This is a genomic window from Bacillus sp. ISL-7 (assembly GCF_018613065.1).
On the sequence record NZ_JAGGQW010000002.1, the window covers coordinates 1 to 15,673 of the forward strand.

Annotated in this window: 20 protein-coding genes and 1 pseudogene; 17 read left to right on the forward strand and 4 right to left on the reverse strand. The window is 36.1% G+C overall.

From position 1 onward, the window contains the following. Positions 1-106 precede the first annotated feature (106 nt). Positions 107-562 carry a YpbF family protein gene (locus tag J7E66_RS00600; RefSeq protein WP_214997546.1) on the forward strand — a complete coding sequence of 152 codons (456 nt, stop codon included), beginning with the start codon at positions 107-109 and terminating at the stop codon, positions 560-562. Positions 563-589: 27 nt separating this feature from the next. On the opposite strand, the gene J7E66_RS00605 is transcribed toward J7E66_RS00600, so the two are convergent. From J7E66_RS00605 to J7E66_RS00615, 3 genes are read right to left on the reverse strand one after another with little or no spacing between them, the layout of a single operon-like run. After that, positions 590-1,159 carry a manganese catalase family protein gene (locus tag J7E66_RS00605; protein ID WP_214718968.1) on the reverse strand — a complete coding sequence of 190 codons (570 nt, stop codon included), beginning with the start codon at positions 1,157-1,159 and terminating at the stop codon, positions 590-592. 21 nt (positions 1,160-1,180) lie between these two features. After that, the gene (locus J7E66_RS00610) at positions 1,181-1,441 is read right to left on the reverse strand and encodes a spore coat protein CotJB (RefSeq protein ID WP_214718971.1); all 261 of its coding nucleotides are present in this window, start codon (positions 1,439-1,441) and stop codon (positions 1,181-1,183) included. Then, complete coding sequence (locus J7E66_RS00615; protein WP_214718973.1) at positions 1,438-1,668, reverse strand: spore coat associated protein CotJA; 231 nt, start codon at positions 1,666-1,668, stop codon at positions 1,438-1,440. Before J7E66_RS00615 ends, J7E66_RS00610 begins: the two co-directional genes overlap by 4 nt. A gap of 136 nt (positions 1,669-1,804) precedes the next feature. Here J7E66_RS00615 and J7E66_RS32230 point away from each other — a divergent pair. The 15 genes and pseudogenes from J7E66_RS32230 to fni form a co-directional block, all read left to right on the forward strand. Further along, positions 1,805-1,934, forward strand: a pseudogene (locus tag J7E66_RS32230) (CBS domain-containing protein); the annotation flags it as partial. Positions 1,935-1,988: 54 nt separating this feature from the next. Then, positions 1,989-2,357 (forward strand): hypothetical protein, encoded by a 369-nt coding sequence (locus J7E66_RS00620; protein WP_214997547.1) that lies wholly within the window; start codon positions 1,989-1,991, stop codon positions 2,355-2,357. Between the two features lie 24 nt (positions 2,358-2,381). After that, positions 2,382-3,164, forward strand: a complete 783-nt coding sequence (locus J7E66_RS00625; protein WP_168244937.1) for a metallophosphoesterase — start codon at positions 2,382-2,384, stop codon at positions 3,162-3,164. 75 nt (positions 3,165-3,239) lie between these two features. Beyond that, complete coding sequence (locus J7E66_RS00630) at positions 3,240-3,821, forward strand: genetic competence negative regulator (RefSeq protein ID WP_214718979.1); 582 nt, start codon at positions 3,240-3,242, stop codon at positions 3,819-3,821. Positions 3,822-4,063: 242 nt separating this feature from the next. Next, positions 4,064-5,341 carry a Glu/Leu/Phe/Val family dehydrogenase gene (locus J7E66_RS00635; RefSeq protein WP_214997548.1) on the forward strand — a complete coding sequence of 426 codons (1,278 nt, stop codon included), beginning with the start codon at positions 4,064-4,066 and terminating at the stop codon, positions 5,339-5,341. Positions 5,342-5,435: 94 nt separating this feature from the next. Then, the gene (locus J7E66_RS00640) at positions 5,436-6,416 is read left to right on the forward strand and encodes a YpdA family putative bacillithiol disulfide reductase (RefSeq protein WP_214997549.1); all 981 of its coding nucleotides are present in this window, start codon (positions 5,436-5,438) and stop codon (positions 6,414-6,416) included. Beyond that, the gene (locus J7E66_RS00645; protein ID WP_214997550.1) at positions 6,416-7,372 is read left to right on the forward strand and encodes an asparaginase; all 957 of its coding nucleotides are present in this window, start codon (positions 6,416-6,418) and stop codon (positions 7,370-7,372) included. Before J7E66_RS00640 ends, J7E66_RS00645 begins: the two co-directional genes overlap by 1 nt. Before the next feature lie 114 nt (positions 7,373-7,486). Beyond that, positions 7,487-8,176, forward strand: a complete 690-nt coding sequence (prsW, locus tag J7E66_RS00650; protein ID WP_214997551.1) for a glutamic-type intramembrane protease PrsW — start codon at positions 7,487-7,489, stop codon at positions 8,174-8,176. A 147-nt stretch (positions 8,177-8,323) separates the two neighbouring features. Continuing rightward, a complete protein-coding gene (gene sleB, locus J7E66_RS00655; RefSeq protein WP_251032680.1) occupies positions 8,324-9,163 on the forward strand; it encodes a spore cortex-lytic enzyme in 840 nt (279 codons plus the stop codon). Between the two features lie 14 nt (positions 9,164-9,177). Then, entirely contained in the window at positions 9,178-10,527 is a 1,350-nt protein-coding gene (gene ypeB / locus J7E66_RS00660) for a germination protein YpeB (protein WP_214997553.1), read from the forward strand. Between the two features lie 79 nt (positions 10,528-10,606). After that, complete coding sequence (locus J7E66_RS00665; protein ID WP_214997554.1) at positions 10,607-10,786, forward strand: YpfB family protein; 180 nt, start codon at positions 10,607-10,609, stop codon at positions 10,784-10,786. Between the two features lie 158 nt (positions 10,787-10,944). Continuing rightward, the gene (cmk, locus tag J7E66_RS00670) at positions 10,945-11,619 is read left to right on the forward strand and encodes a (d)CMP kinase (RefSeq protein ID WP_214997555.1); all 675 of its coding nucleotides are present in this window, start codon (positions 10,945-10,947) and stop codon (positions 11,617-11,619) included. 2 nt (positions 11,620-11,621) lie between these two features. After that, entirely contained in the window at positions 11,622-12,203 is a 582-nt protein-coding gene (locus J7E66_RS00675) for a lysophospholipid acyltransferase family protein (RefSeq protein WP_214997556.1), read from the forward strand. Between the two features lie 163 nt (positions 12,204-12,366). Beyond that, on the forward strand, positions 12,367-13,506 hold the full coding sequence (rpsA, locus tag J7E66_RS00680; protein ID WP_214997557.1) for a 30S ribosomal protein S1: 1,140 nt from the start codon (positions 12,367-12,369) through the stop codon (positions 13,504-13,506). Positions 13,507-13,517: 11 nt separating this feature from the next. Next, on the forward strand, positions 13,518-14,576 hold the full coding sequence (gene fni / locus J7E66_RS00685) for a type 2 isopentenyl-diphosphate Delta-isomerase (protein ID WP_214997558.1): 1,059 nt from the start codon (positions 13,518-13,520) through the stop codon (positions 14,574-14,576). A 28-nt stretch (positions 14,577-14,604) separates the two neighbouring features. On the opposite strand, the gene J7E66_RS00690 is transcribed toward fni, so the two are convergent. Then, a complete protein-coding gene (locus tag J7E66_RS00690) occupies positions 14,605-14,751 on the reverse strand; it encodes a YpzI family protein (RefSeq protein ID WP_214997559.1) in 147 nt (48 codons plus the stop codon). 108 nt (positions 14,752-14,859) lie between these two features. On the opposite strand from J7E66_RS00690, the gene J7E66_RS00695 reads away from it, so the two are divergent. Continuing rightward, positions 14,860-15,468 (forward strand): YphA family membrane protein, encoded by a 609-nt coding sequence (locus J7E66_RS00695; RefSeq protein WP_214997560.1) that lies wholly within the window; start codon positions 14,860-14,862, stop codon positions 15,466-15,468. Positions 15,469-15,673: the final 205 nt, after the last annotated feature.

Below are 15,673 nucleotides of genomic sequence, written 5' to 3' on the forward strand. Positions count from 1 at the left end.
CAACAATTCGGGTGCAGTTCAAAAGTGATCGGTTTTTTTTTTATAGAAAAACATAATAGAAGGGACAAGTTCATATGTATATATAGAGAAATGGAGGGTGATAAATATGGATTCTCCAATCCAATTACTTGAAAATACTGATCAGGCAACCAAGCAGGCTCTTGAAAATGTAAGAAAACGAAAAGAAAAATTTGACCGTTTTAAAAAGCGGCATATTCTTTCAATTTGGGCCACAATTATTTTAGCAGCTAGTTTCTTAATCTATTTGTATATCACAGTTGCCAGTATTTATTCCTATTCCTTTGCTGCAATGTTTTCTGCGTTTGTAAATGACTCCAATAATTTAACATTGTTGGTTTTTTGTGTCGGAATGTACGGTACAATGAATTTACTGAAAGAAAAAAAAGACAAAGCAGAAAAGGAATATCATGAATTAAGATGTGAAATTGTCGACCGCAGTAAGGATTATTGGAAAAAAGAAGAAGAATGGAAATCACGTCACATTGTTTTTGAAATGATGAAAACAAAATATGACATAAACTTATATCATGAAAAAAAATAAGAAGCAGACTAACTGCTTCTTATTTGATTAGAAAATCGTCTTTTTACCCTGTTGGTCTTTTAAAATTTCTACTGCTTCCCGGAAACGTTGCGAATGAATGATTTCCCGTTCACGTAAGAAGCGCAGACTATCATTGATATCTGGATCATCACTTATGTTAATCAACCACTGGTAGGTAGCCCTTGCCTTTTCTTCTGCTGCAATATCTTCATATAAATCTGCAATTGGGTCACCCTTAGCGGTTATATAAGTTGCTGTAAATGGAACTCCTGCGGCATTATGGTAGTATAAAGCACTATCATGGTCAGCATAATGTGCTCCCAATCCAGCTGCCTTCATTTGCTCAGGCGTGGCGTCTTTCGTTAATTTGTAGACCATTGTAGCAATCATTTCGAGGTGAGCGAACTCTTCTGTACCGATATCTGTTAGAAGGCCAATTACCTTATCTGGAATCGTGTATCGTTGGTTTAAGTATCGGAGTGCAGCAGCAAGTTCGCCGTCGGCACCCCCATATTGCTCAATTAAATATTTTGCTAAGGTTGGATTACAAGTACTGACTCGAACAGGGTATTGTAATTTTTTCTCATAAACCCACATTGAGCTCTTCCCTCCCTTTAATTAAACTTGCCACGGCCATGGGGTATCTTTCCAGTTCCATGGATATCCGGAGTAGCTATTTCCAAATTGAAGCAATGGACCAAATTGGCTTTCAAATGCCTTTTTGATACGTTTTCGTTCTTTTGCGTAATGATTGAATTGATTGATTGCCTCTAGGTCATCAGGATGGGTATCTAAATATAATGTGAGTTCTACTAAAACAAAGTCAACCGTTTGAAGCTGCTCCATTATTTGATAATATTCGGCAGGGACCTGTTTCATGTTGGCAGGCCCCCTTTTGCTTTCTCCAAGGAATTGTACCAAGGATCATAGAAGTCCTTCCAGAGCGTGCCAGCTCTCAATGCTTCTTGCGGTGAAAATTGTGGAAGATTAGGTGGTTGAAAGCCCATATATAAATGTGGCGGGGTAGAGTAAGTTTTTTCAGGAATTGGCTTGCAAGGGTCAAACGGACTCGCATAAGGATGATAGGTTTTAAAGTGTGTATTCATTTTAGCCCTCCCTTTATTCAACATCATTTAATAATATGAATTTTTCGTTTTACTATGACATTTATCTTAATAAATGGGATTTATCTAAGGATTATCGAAGAATAATAGATAATGCAGACAATCAATTTTAAGGTGAACTTTTGATGAAACTGATTATTGTCCGAAGAATTGTTATGAAGGTTGAAAAGAAGAACAATATGGACAAATTTACAAAGAGGCTGGAAGAACATGGGTTCAGAATTTTAAGTATCGAAGAGGACCAATAACTGAATTAGGTAATATTTTCAATCCTTCTCATACATTGTATGGGAGGGATTTTTATGTATAAAAAAGTATTGACGGATTTGGTTATTTTTCTAAGTGGATATCTGCTCATTAAATGGATTACGATTCCTCATCCATTTGTCCTTTCTGAGTTCTTTATAGGGCTTGTAATAAATCCATTAAAATTTTTTATAGCTTCAGTGGTTTTTTTTATTGGATTTCTCGTTACCGGAAAAGTTATTCGTGAGCTGTTACATAGGACAAGAAAAATGGGGCAGAAACGAGAAAAATTAGGTATGAATCTTTTCTTGGAATATCTCTTCCTTTTTTTTATTTTTTTCCTTCTTTTTAAAATGGGATGGGAGCAAACCCTTGTCTTTTTTAGTTTAAGTCTTTTTTATGGTATGATTTCCATTGAACATTAAGTTAAGAAATGGGGAAAAGGAAATATGGTTATTAGTTTAGTTGTCCTGTTTATCGGTGGTGTATGTCTTCTTATATATATGTTAAGAGAAGCATTTTTAAATAAAGTAATAGAACATGAATTATCTTTTTCTGACTTTCCTAAATCTCTTGGTAGTGTTTCGATCTTTTTTATATCGGATATTCATAGGAGAAAGATATCTGATAAAATTATTAACCCTGTTAAGGGGAAGGCAAATATAGTTGTAATCGGCGGAGATTTAACAGAAAAAGGGGTTCCTTTTGAGAAAGTTAAAGCAAACTTGTTGAAACTAAAGCAAATTGGTCCTGTCTACTTTGTATGGGGAAACAATGATTATGAAGTAGATTATCATAAATTAGATGCCATCCTCCTGGAGTTAGGTATTAAAATATTAGATAACACCGCTGTGACTTTTGAATCAGCAGAGGGTGAAAAATTCTGTTTACTTGGTGTAGATGATTTAAAGCAAGACCGAGATCGTCTGGATTTAGCCTTACTAGATGCAGAAGAGAAAAGTTTTAAAATTCTAGCAAGCCATTATCCTGATATTACAAATAAGATTCTTTCTGAACATGAAATTCGCTTAGTGTTATGTGGTCATACCCACGGGGGGCAAATTCATATTTTAGGATATAGTCCACATGAAAGAGGGAAAATAAAAAGATTAGATAATACCATTCTTCTTATTAGTAATGGTTATGGTACCACTACCATCCCTTTAAGGTTAGGGGCACCTGCTGAATGTCACTTGATTACACTAAAGTGGAATTCTGATATGGAAGGATAAATATAGACAATTCACCAACAGGACCCCAGGGCATACACTGAAAACAAGAGTTATGTCACGGCAGGGGGCAAAATCATGCGCTTAGAACGCTTAACGGCCAATAAAATAAAAATTTTTCTAACCTCTGATGATTTATTTGACAGGGGACTCTCCAAAGAAGATATTTGGAAAGACTCCATAAAATGGAATCAGCTTTTTCATGATTTGGTGGAAGAGGCAAGTGAGGAATTTGACGTTGATATCCAAGGTTCTGTGGCGGTAGAGGTGTTCTCCCTCCAGGCTCAAGGGATGATATTGATCATTACCGTTGATGAAGCAATTGAAGATGAGGAAATTCTATATGATGGATTTATTGAAATGCAAGTAAGGATGGAAGGTTTTGAGGACCTATTGTATGAGTTTGATGATTTTGAGGATATAATTGGTCTTTCAAAAAGACTGTCCACTGTCAATATTTTTGGTGGAAGCCTATATGCAATGCATAACCGCTATTATTTAGTAATGAATAATTTAGAAACTGAAAATAATATTAAGGCAGCTTGTGTTTTATCTGAATTTGGTAATGCTTCTATTCTAAGTCCGTACGTTTTAGCTGAGTATGGGAAACGAATAATCGAAAATAATGCGGTGGAAACTATTCTTCAATATTTCAAGTAATTTAGCTTCTTTTTAAGAAAGTAAGTTAGAAGAGGGCAACCACCGCCCTTTCAATCATTAAAAGCTTTTAAGATATAATTTGTAGCCATTGCAATTTTTAGAAATCCTTTAAAAATGCAAATGGCAACGTTTACATAATGGTTCAGGTAGTTGTTTTTTCCTCTTGCATAAATCAATTAAAGGTGTATACTTGTGTCTGAAAGCTGACAACATTCGTAGCATTTTTTTAGGGAGGATTACAAATGGTAGCCGATAAAGATAATGAAAAGACTAATCAAGAGGAAAAGCATGATGTGTTGAAATCGACACAAACCGTTATACATAAAGCCCTTGAAAAGTTAGGTTATCCTGAAGAGGTATATGAGCTCTTAAAAGAGCCATTACGTTTAATGACAGTTAAAATTCCAATTAGAATGGATGACGGTTCCATAAAAATATTTACTGGTTACCGTGCCCAGCATAATGATGCTGTGGGGCCAACAAAGGGTGGGATTCGTTTCCATCCAGGTGTGACAGAAACGGAAGTGAAAGCCCTTTCAATTTGGATGAGCTTAAAATGTGGAATTGTCGATCTTCCGTATGGCGGTGGTAAAGGCGGTATTGTCTGCGACCCTCGTGATATGTCCTTTAGAGAGCTTGAAAGATTAAGCCGGGGATACGTAAGAGCAATCAGTCAAATTGTTGGACCAACTAAAGACATTCCAGCTCCTGATGTGTTTACCAATTCGCAAATCATGGCTTGGATGATGGATGAATATAGCCGAATTGATGAATTTAATTCACCAGGTTTTATTACAGGTAAACCACTGGTTCTTGGAGGGTCACATGGACGTGAGTCTGCAACGGCAAAAGGAGTAACAATCTGTATCCAAGAGGCTGCTAAAAAGAAAGGTATTCAAATTGAGGGTGCAAGGGTTGTTATCCAAGGTTTTGGTAATGCTGGAAGCTTTTTATCTAAATTCATGCATGATGCAGGTGCAAAAGTAATTGGAATTTCTGATGCATACGGAGCTTTGCATGATCCAAATGGTTTGGATATTGATTATCTATTGGATAGACGAGATAGCTTTGGAACGGTTACAAAATTATTTAATAACACGATAACAAATAAGGAATTGCTAGAACTTGAATGCGATATTCTTGTTCCTGCTGCAATAGAAAATCAAATTACTGAAGAAAACGCTCATAATATTCGTGCAAGCATTGTGGTAGAGGCGGCAAATGGTCCAACTACACTAGAGGCGACAGAGATTTTAACTGAACGAGGAATTCTCCTTGTCCCGGATGTATTAGCATCTGCCGGAGGTGTAACCGTTTCTTATTTCGAATGGGTTCAAAATAACCAAGGTTACTATTGGTCTGAGGAAGAAGTAGAAGAAAAACTGGAAAAGGTAATGATAAAATCCTTTAACAATATTTATGACACTGCCCAAACACGCCGTGTCGATATGCGACTTGCTGCATATATGGTTGGAGTTAGAAAAATGGCAGAGGCAAGCCGTTTTAGAGGCTGGATTTAAAACTTATCCATTGAAACATAGTGAAAAAACTCCTATCATAGACGATAGGAGTTTTTTGTTATTCTGTATGATTGTTTTAAGGGGTGTACTTATTATGCAAATAGAAGATATCATTATTGTTGGCGGTGGCCCATGTGGTTTAGCAGCGGCGATTGCAGTTCAGGATATAGGGAAAAAACCACTTATTATTGAAAAAGGAAATGTGGTGAATTCAATTTATCACTACCCGACACATCAAACCTTTTTTAGTACAGCAGAAAAATTAGAAATTGGCGAAGTACCCTTTATTACAGAACATTATAAGCCTAAAAGAAATCAGGCGCTTGTTTATTATCGAGAAGTTGCCAAACGGAAACAGTTACGAATAAATGCGTTTGAAAAAGTTACCAGTGTATCAAAACAAGGTGAGCTGTTTCATGTTTTTACCAATAAAAATACTTATTGTGCTCGCTATGTAATCATCGCAACCGGTTATTATGATCATCCCAATTATATGGAGGTACCTGGTGAAAATTTATCCAAGGTATTTCACTATTTTAAAGAAGCCCATCCCTATTATGATAAAGATGTTTGTGTGATTGGTGGGAAAAATTCTAGTGTTGACGCTGCAATAGAACTTGTGAAGGCTGGAGCGAGAGTGACCGTTTTATATCGTGGTGAAAAATACTCTCCAAGTATAAAGCCATGGATTCTTCCTGAATTTGAAGCGTTGGTCCGGGCGGGAACCATTTTGATGGAATTTAACGCTACCCTAAAAGAAATAACGGAAAATCAAGTTGTATATATAAAAGACCATAACGAAAATGTGATAAGCAATGATTTTGTTTTTGCAATGACAGGCTACCATCCAGATCATCAATTTTTACGGAACATGGGTGTAAAAATAGATGGGGAATCAGGGCGGCCCTTCTTTAATGCAGATACAATGGAGACAAATATTGAGGGGATATATATAGCAGGTGTAATTGCGGCAGGAAATAACGCAAATGAAATATTCATTGAAAATGGCAGGTTCCACGGTGGGGAAATTGCTTGCTCAATCCTAGAAAAAGATGCAAAAAGGGTGACAAAGTGATGAAAAAAGTTGTCTTATTAACAACAGGTGGAACAATAGCAAGCAAACCAAATAAAGATTCAGGGAAATTAGCCTCAGGTGCGTTAACTGGTGAAGAGCTCGCTAGTATGTGTAATTTGCCAAAGGACATTGAAGTCGTTATTGAATCTGTTTTTCAAAAAGCAAGTATTCATATCACATTTGATGATTTAATTTTATTAAAAAACAAAATTGAGGACTATTTTAAGGATGAAGATGTTTCAGGCGTGGTTGTCACACATGGAACGGATACAATGGAAGAAACATCCTATTTTCTTGATTTAACAATTAAAGACCCAAGAACTGTTGTCGTTACAGGTTCCCAGCGCTCGCCAGAGGATTTAGGCAGCGATGTGTATATTAATTTGCGTCATGCCATTTATTGTGCTTGTTCTCATGATTTAAGGGATGCTGGCACCGTTGTCGTTTTTAATGAACGAATATTTGCTGCAAGATATGTAAAAAAAGAACATGCATCCAATATCCAGGGTTTCAATGCATTTGGATTTGGCTATCTTGGCATTATTGATAACGATCAAGTTCATGTTTTTCAAAAACCAATTAAAAGAGAGTATTTTGAAATAGAATCATCTATTCCTCAAGTCGAAATCATTAAATGCTATATTGGAGCTGATGGGAAATTTATTAAGGCAGCTCGAGAGGCGGGGATTGCTGGAATTGTCCTAGAAGGAGTGGGACGTGGTCAGGTTGCGCCTAAAATGATGGAAGAAATTGAAAAAGCTATTGCAGCGGGAATTAAACTGGTTGTCACTACTAGCGCAGAAGAGGGTTCAGTATACACAACCTATGATTATGAAGGAAGTGCCTTTGATCTTTTTAATAAGGGAGTTATTCTAGGGAGTGACAACGACTCTAAAAAAGCAAGAATTAAATTGGCTGTTGCCCTTGCTAGCAATTTGAAGGAAATTAAATTTTAAGCTAACCAAAGGTCAAACGGTTGAAGTCAGCTTAATAAATGGAATGAATCTTTCATTTTCTTTATAGAGAATACATGATACGATTAAGAAAATGGATTGGAAAAGAGGTTCATCATGCTGGGAATATTATCCGCCGGAATTGCCCCCGGACTGGCCTTACTTAGTTATTTTTATTTAAAAGATGAATATGACTCAGAGCCAATATCCTTCGTTCTAAGGACATTTATGTACGGAGCTCTTCTTGTGTTTCCAATCATGTTTATCCAGCATGTACTTGAAACAGAACATATAATTAAATCTGATCTTTTCAATGCGTTTCTTAGCTCAGGTCTATTTGAAGAGTTTTTCAAATGGTTTATCCTCTTTTATGTTGTCTATCAGCATGTAGAGTTTGATGAACCCTTTGATGGAATTGTCTATGGTGTAGCTGTTTCACTTGGTTTTGCTACAATAGAGAATATCTTCTATTTAATAGCTAATGGAATCGAACATGCGGTAACACGTGCATTATTACCTGTTTCAAGTCACGCTCTATTTGGTGTAATTATGGGCTTTTATATTGGAAAAGCAAAGTTTACAGAAGGGAATAAAGCTAAATGGGTTATATTTTCCCTTCTCTTACCATTTCTTCTGCACGGTGCATACGATTTTATCTTAATTTCCCAAGAAAATTGGCTCTTTATTATTTTTCCTTTTATGATTTTTCTTTGGTGGTTTGGACTTAGGAAAGTGAAAAAAGCTAAAATATTAAGTGCCAATCATATGAAAAAACAATATGCTGTCCAAAAAACCCTTCACTTGTAAAGGGTTTTTTTATTTATTCTCATTAAAATGGAATAAAAACACCATTTAAACAAAAAATAGGGTTACTGATAAAAGATTTACAATGGGGGTTAATATTCCATGATAAAGAAAAAAATCCTGCTAAAATTTTTCATACTAATCTTTCTTATGTTTGGGACATCTTCTTTTATTGAGAGCAAGGAGGTCAGAGCTTTCTCTAATCAGATTATCCAAAAAGGTGCAGTTGGTGATGATGTCATTGAACTGCAATCCAGGCTCCAGTATATTGGATTTTACCATGGGGAGATTGATGGGGTATTCGGATGGAGTACGTATTGGGCGTTAAGAAATTTTCAATATGAATTTGGGCTGCCAATTGATGGATTGGCGGGGTGGCCAACAAAATTAAAATTAGCCAATGCAAGCAAATACAATGAACAGTTTGTAAAAAAACAAATAAACTCAGGTAACAAATTTACACATTACGGTGGTGTAGATGAAAGTAAACAAAGTGCCCCTAATCCAACAAACAAAGCACCAGCAAAACAAACACCCAAAAAAACAGCTCCACCAGAAAATACAGCTCAAAAAAACACAGCACCAAAAAATGGGACACCCAAAAAGCCAACAGCTGCTAACATACCAAATGGTTATTCACAAAATGATATCCAATTGATGGCTAATGCCGTTTATGGAGAATCAAGGGGAGAACCTTATACAGGTCAAGTTGCTGTTGCAGCTGTTATTCTCAATAGGGTGAATAGTTCAACATTTCCTAATACAGTTTCAGGAGTAATTTTTGAGCCTGGTGCTTTCACTGCTGTTGCTGATGGGCAAATTTGGCTAACACCAAATGAAAATGCTAAGAAAGCCGTAATAGATGCAATCAATGGTTGGGATCCAACTGGAGAGGCATTATACTATTTTAACCCAGATACTGCTACTAGCGGCTGGATATGGGGACGACCTCAAATAAAACAAATCGGGAAACATATTTTTTGCAAGTAGAGAGGTGAATAGAATTGATTAGAGGAATATTAATAGGTGTTCTCGCTGTAGGTGTCGCGGGAACAGCCTATTGGGGCTACCAAGAACATCAGGAAAAAAATGCAATATTAATAAATGCAGAAAATACTTATCAACGAGCATTCCATGATCTTTCCTATCAAGTGGATTTATTACATGATAAGATTGGAACAACCCTTGCAATGAATTCAAGGCAATCCTTGTCTCCATCGTTAATTGAGGTATGGAGGATTACTTCAGAAGCACATAGTGATGTAGGGCAACTGCCGCTAACATTACTACCTTTTAACAAGACGGAGGAATTCTTGGCCAATATTGGAAACTTCAGCTATCGAACCGCTGCTAGAGATTTAGACAAGGAACCATTGTCAAAGGATGAATACAACACTTTAAAGGTACTTTATAAGCAGTCTGGTGATATTCAGGATGACCTTCGAAAAGTACAGCATATGGTACTCAAAAATAACCTTCGCTGGATGGATGTTGAACTTGCCCTGGCTTCTGGCAAGGAATCTACGGATAATACAATAATTGACGGCTTTAAATCTGTAGAAAAGACAGTGACAGGCTATGAAGAATCGGACTTGGGCCCAACTTTTGTAAATATGCAAAAAAAGGATGAAAATTTTAAAAAAATAAAAGGAAAAACGATTTCCAAGCAAGAAGCCATTAAGATCGCTAAAAAGTATATGAAAATTGATGGGAATTCCGAATTGAAAGTTACTGAAAATGGAAAAGGTTCCGATTATGGTTTTTATAGTGTTTCCATAAAAAATAAGAAAACCGGTGATGAAGGCAGTATGGACATTACCAAAAAAGCGGGACATCCAATTTGGTTTATTAACCATCGAGATGTAAAAAAACAAGTTCTCAGTTTAAATGATGCTGATAATAAGGCGGCGACTTTTCTAAAAGAAACAGGTTTTAAAGATTTAGAGATATTTGAAAGCACACAATATGACAATATCGGTGTTTTCAATTTTGTTTCAAAAATAAATGGTATTAGAATTTACCCTGAATCGATTAAAGTTAAAGTTGCTTTGGACAATGGCGATATTATTGGTGTATCCGCCGAGGAGTATTTAAAATCTTTTCAGACAAGGAAAATAGAAAAGCCTGCTATTTCTTTAGAACAAGCCCGAGCAAAGGTGAATCCTAACTTTAAAGTAATGGAAGACCGGCAGGCAATTATAATAAATGACCTTAACAAAGAGGTGCTTTGTTATGAGTTCCTTGGGACAATCGATGATGATACCTATCGTATTTTTATTAATGCAAAAAGCGGTGTAGAAGAAGATGTTGAAAAAATGAAGAATGCTGAGAAGGTATATGAAGACGTGATATAAGGAAGAGCAATTGCTTTTCCTTATATTTTTTTCAAATAACTCCAATAATAAATATATATTGATTGGTGGAGTGGATGTTATGAAAAAGGTAGAAAGTGTTTTAATTAAAGTTGTCATCATACAGTTTATTTTTCTATTTTTTGCACAGTTATTTTTTCATCAGTTGGATGTCTTTCCTCAAGTAAAACAATTGACAAAATACGAAGGGGTAAATGAAAATACATATACTGATATTCTTGAAACCTTCCAAGGAAAATGAGAAAGCAGGCCTGCCTGCTTTCTTTTGATTGAACATAATTATAATTGTCATTAAATTTCATTTTTATAGTCGTAAATAAAAGAGGCATTGACATATCTTGTGGTAAAATAAATAGTAGACAACATCTGAGATAATCATGATGGCAAATAGGAGGATTTATGGAAAAAAAAATATCAATCGCAATAGACGGCCCTGCTGCAGCCGGTAAGAGTACAGTTGCAAAAATTGTAGCAGAAAAACTTTCTTATATATATATCGATACTGGTGCTATGTACCGGGCATTAACATATAAGGCAATAGTTAATCAGCTAAATATAGAAGATGAAGATTCATTATTAGAGACATTATTATCTACGGATATTAAATTGCAGCCTTCTGAGAGTGGACAATTAGTATATCTAGACGATCGGGATGTGACAAATGAGATTCGTTTTGCTGAAGTAACTAATTCTACTTCATATGTTGCTAAACATCAGAAGGTCCGTGAAGAAATGGTCAGAAGACAACAAGCTTTTGCCTCTGAAGGCGGAGTTGTAATGGATGGTAGGGACATCGGGACACATGTATTGCCAGGTGCAGAGGTAAAGGTATTCTTACTTGCTAGTGTCGAGGAAAGAGCTGAGAGGCGTCATATTGAAAATGTCCAAAAAGGATTTCCATCCGACTTAGAAAAGTTGAAAGAAGAAATTGCTCGTAGAGATAAAATCGACTCAGAGAGAGAAATAGCACCACTGAAAAAAGCCGATGATGCAATTGAAATTGATACAACCTCTTTGACAATTCCTGATGTTGTTGAAAAAATAATGACGTTGGTGCACGAAAGGATTGGATAGGTGTGACGTTTTATGCGTTTGCAAGGTCAGTTATATATGGAGTTTTTAAGCCATGGTACAGGATTGAAGCCATTGGACGTGAAGATTTCCCGAAAGAGGGTGGGGTTCTTCTTTGTTCTAATCATATCCATAATTTCGATCCTATGGTTGTAGGAATCATGGCACCACGCCCTATTCACTATATGGCAAAAGAAGAGATTTTTTCCGTTCCTGTTTTAGGTAATATTGTTAGGAAATGCAATGCATTTCCGGTTAAAAGGGGATTTAACGATCGTGAAGCACTTAGAACAGGTTTAAAGATTTTAAAGGATGGTCATGTTTTCGGTCTTTTTCCAGAGGGAACAAGGAGTAAGAATGGGGAACTAGGAAAAGGACTTTCCGGGGCGGGATTTTTTGCTCTAAGATCAACAGCAGCAGTTGTACCTTGTGCTATTATTGGACCGTATAGAAGTTTCCGAAAATTAAAGGTCGTCTATGGACAACCCATTGACCTGGAAGAAATGAGAAAAGAGAAAGCTTCAGCAGAACAAGTTACTGAATTAATTATGTCAAAGATTGAAAAACTTAAAAAAGAACATCAATAGGTTCTGCTTGACAAAAAAGACTATTTGTAAGAAGTTAATGGAAAGAGTTTTTTTTTGAAAATTCACTGCTTTTAGGTTTGTTTTATATATGTTGTATGCTGCGTGGCATTCACCAGTTCATATATAGAATTTTTAGGAGTAAATGGATTAAGGAGGAATACATATGTCGGAAGAATTAAATCAAGTAGAAGTGAGAAACTTTGAAATCGGGGATAAAGTAACAGGACAAGTTACTAAAGTAGAAGAAAAGCAGGTGCTCGTGGATATCCAAGGCAGCAAAATTGATGGAATCATCCCAATCAGTGAACTTTCAAGCTTGCATATTGAAAAAGCATCAGATGCAGTCGCAGATGGTGATGAATTAGAATTAGAAGTTTTAAAAGTAGAGGAAGAAGCAATCATCCTATCCAAAAGGAAAGTAGATGCAGAAAAAGCATGGGAGAGTTTAGAAAAACAATTCCAAAGTGGAGAAGTTTTTGAAGCCGAGGTTAAAGACGTCGTAAAAGGCGGCCTTGTTGTTGATCTCGGAGTTCGTGGTTTTGTACCAGCATCCCTCGTTGAAGCTCATTTTGTAGAAGATTTCAGCGATTATAAAGGCCGTATCCTAACCTTTAAAATTGTAGAACTTGATAAGGAAAAGAATCGATTAATTCTTTCTCATCGAGCTGTTGTAGAACAAGAAAAAGGCAAACAAAAACAAAATCGCCTAAGTGCTGTTCAAGTTGGCCAAATTATCGATGGTACAGTTCAAAGAATCACTGATTTTGGGGCATTTGTAGACATTGGCGGCATTGATGGTCTTGTTCATATTTCCCAATTATCTTATGAGCACATCGATAAGCCATCTGATGTAGTTCAAGAAGGGCAACAAGTACAGGTTAAGGTATTAAGTGTTGATCGTGATAATGAAAGGATTTCTTTATCGATTAAAGAAACACTTCCTGGACCTTGGTCAAATATTTCCGAAAAAGCACCAAAAGGTACCGTTTTAAAAGGAAAAGTGAAAAGATTGGTTTCATATGGTGCATTTGTCGAAGTATTTCCTGGTGTTGAAGGGCTGGTTCATATCTCTCAAATTGCCCATAAACACATCGGTACACCACATGAAGTATTAAAAGAAGGACAGGAAGTAGATGTCAAAGTTCTTGAGGCAAATGAGTCAGATCAACGTTTATCCTTAAGCATTAAAGAACTTCTTGAAAAAGAGTATGAGGAAAACCATGACTATGAACTTCCTGAAGAGTCAAAAGGCTTTCAGCTTGGAGAAGTTATTGGAGATAAATTAAAGAATCTAGGAAAATAATGGTGATTTAAGTGTCTAGATCTGAACGAAAATGGGACCACATTCGTTATGCCCTTGATAATAGGAAACATCATGCTTCAGCTTTCGATGATATAAAATTTATTCACCAGGGATTACCGAATATCGGTGTGTTCGATGTTGGATTAGACCATGAATTTGGCGGACTTTATTTAAGTTCGCCAATTTTTATCAATGCCATGACCGGTGGTGGTGGTGAAAAAACTTATCGTATCAATAAAGAGCTGGCAATAGTAGCTAAAAATACCGGTTTAACAATGGCTGTTGGGTCACAAATGGCTGCATTAAAAGATAAAACTCAAAAATACACCTATGAAATTGTCCGTAAAGAGAATCCCAAAGGTGTTATTATTGCAAATTTAGGGAGTGAAGCCTCACCAGACGACGCAAAAGCTGCTATCGAGATGGTTGAAGCAAATGCCCTGCAAATACACTTAAATGTAATTCAAGAATTAACTATGCCAGAGGGAGATCGGAATTTTTCTGGTGCACTTAAAAGAATTGAATCCATTGTTAAAGAGCTAACAGTCCCTGTTATTGTGAAAGAAGTTGGTTTCGGTATGGCAAAGGAAACTGTTCATTCACTTTCGTCAATTGGTGTTAAAGTGGTTGATGTGGGCGGCTCTGGGGGAACAAATTTTGCTGAAATTGAAAATAAGCGCAGGGAAAAATCTCTGTCTTTTTTTAATCAATGGGGAATCCCGACGGGTGTATCTATTCTTGAAGCAACGTCAGTTTCTAATCATCTATCCATCATTGGCTCGGGGGGATTTATGTCAGCGCATGATATTGCAAAAGGAATAGCGATTGGAGCAGATGCTGTTGGCATGGCAGGTTATTTCTTGAAAATTCTTGTTAAAGATGGGATAGAAACGTTACAGAAAGAAATCGAAATCCTTCATGAGGAATTAAAAATGATTATGACTGCTTTAGGTACAAAGACAGTTTCAGATTTAAAAAATGCACCACTAATAATATCTGGCGAAACCTATCATTGGTTAAATCAAAGAGGCATCGATACAAAACAATTTGCTCAGCGCACCAATAAATAAAAGCTCCCGCTTTCGCGAGAGCTCTTTTTTATTTATCATATTTTCCATCATTTAAATCTCTTGCTTCCTCAGGACTTGATAATTTTGTCGAGCCAGGATAATGTAATGCCTGATCACGATCTGACTCCACTCTTCTACTTTCGCGTAACTTTTGTTCTTGTCGGTCTTTTCCCATTCCTACACACCTCCTCTTAATAAGATGATTCACACAGGAAATATTATTCAAGGAAGTATGAAACTACATAAAGATTACCAATAATGAAAATAATAGGAGGTGTATGAGTTGGAAGGGTTACTCTTTTATTGGAGCTGTTGGGCCTTTTGGATTTACTTAACATTTATTTTAGAAAAACAAAACCCATTTCGAGTTAAACTTGCTGCTATCGTTTTAATTGCACTAATATTATCAAATATTCAATTTATGGTAGGTGAATTTGAAGTACAAGCAAGTGGATTATTTATTTTAGGTATCTGTTATTTATTCATTAGCCAGGAAAAACGAGGAGGAATAATTTACTTTTTTATTTGTTCATTCATAATAACAATCGCATATGTAACCTTCCATTTATTTGAGATATTTGATCCAATTTGGATCGTTTTTAAGAAGGAATGGATGATGGGTATAGCATTGTGGTATTTAGCCATACTATTGCAAAAAACTTTAAAAGGGAGATTGATCATAATTTTTGCAGGTGGAATGCAGGGAGAGATTTTATATGCATATATATTAAATAAATTCCAATTTCCCTATTTAATTGGGGAATTTGCCTATTTAGATGTGTGTTCGTTAACGGCACTTTTGCTTGCAGGATGGAGTACATTGGAAAACGCTGGTACAATATTGCAAAATCATTTTCATTTCTTTGAAAAAGGAAAGCAAAAATCCTCGTAATTTAGAATCTTGTCAAGCTTCCCCATTGCGGGAAAGGAGTATCATTGATAATATAATATAGTTAGGCCCTTCTAGATGACAGAAGGGTTTCTTTACTTAATAAGAACTATAGGGAATTATCCCGCATTAACGGGAAGTAAGACCCCCACTGAAGGAAGTTTCACTCTATGCTAACATACTAAATTGTATTTGATTATAGAAAAGA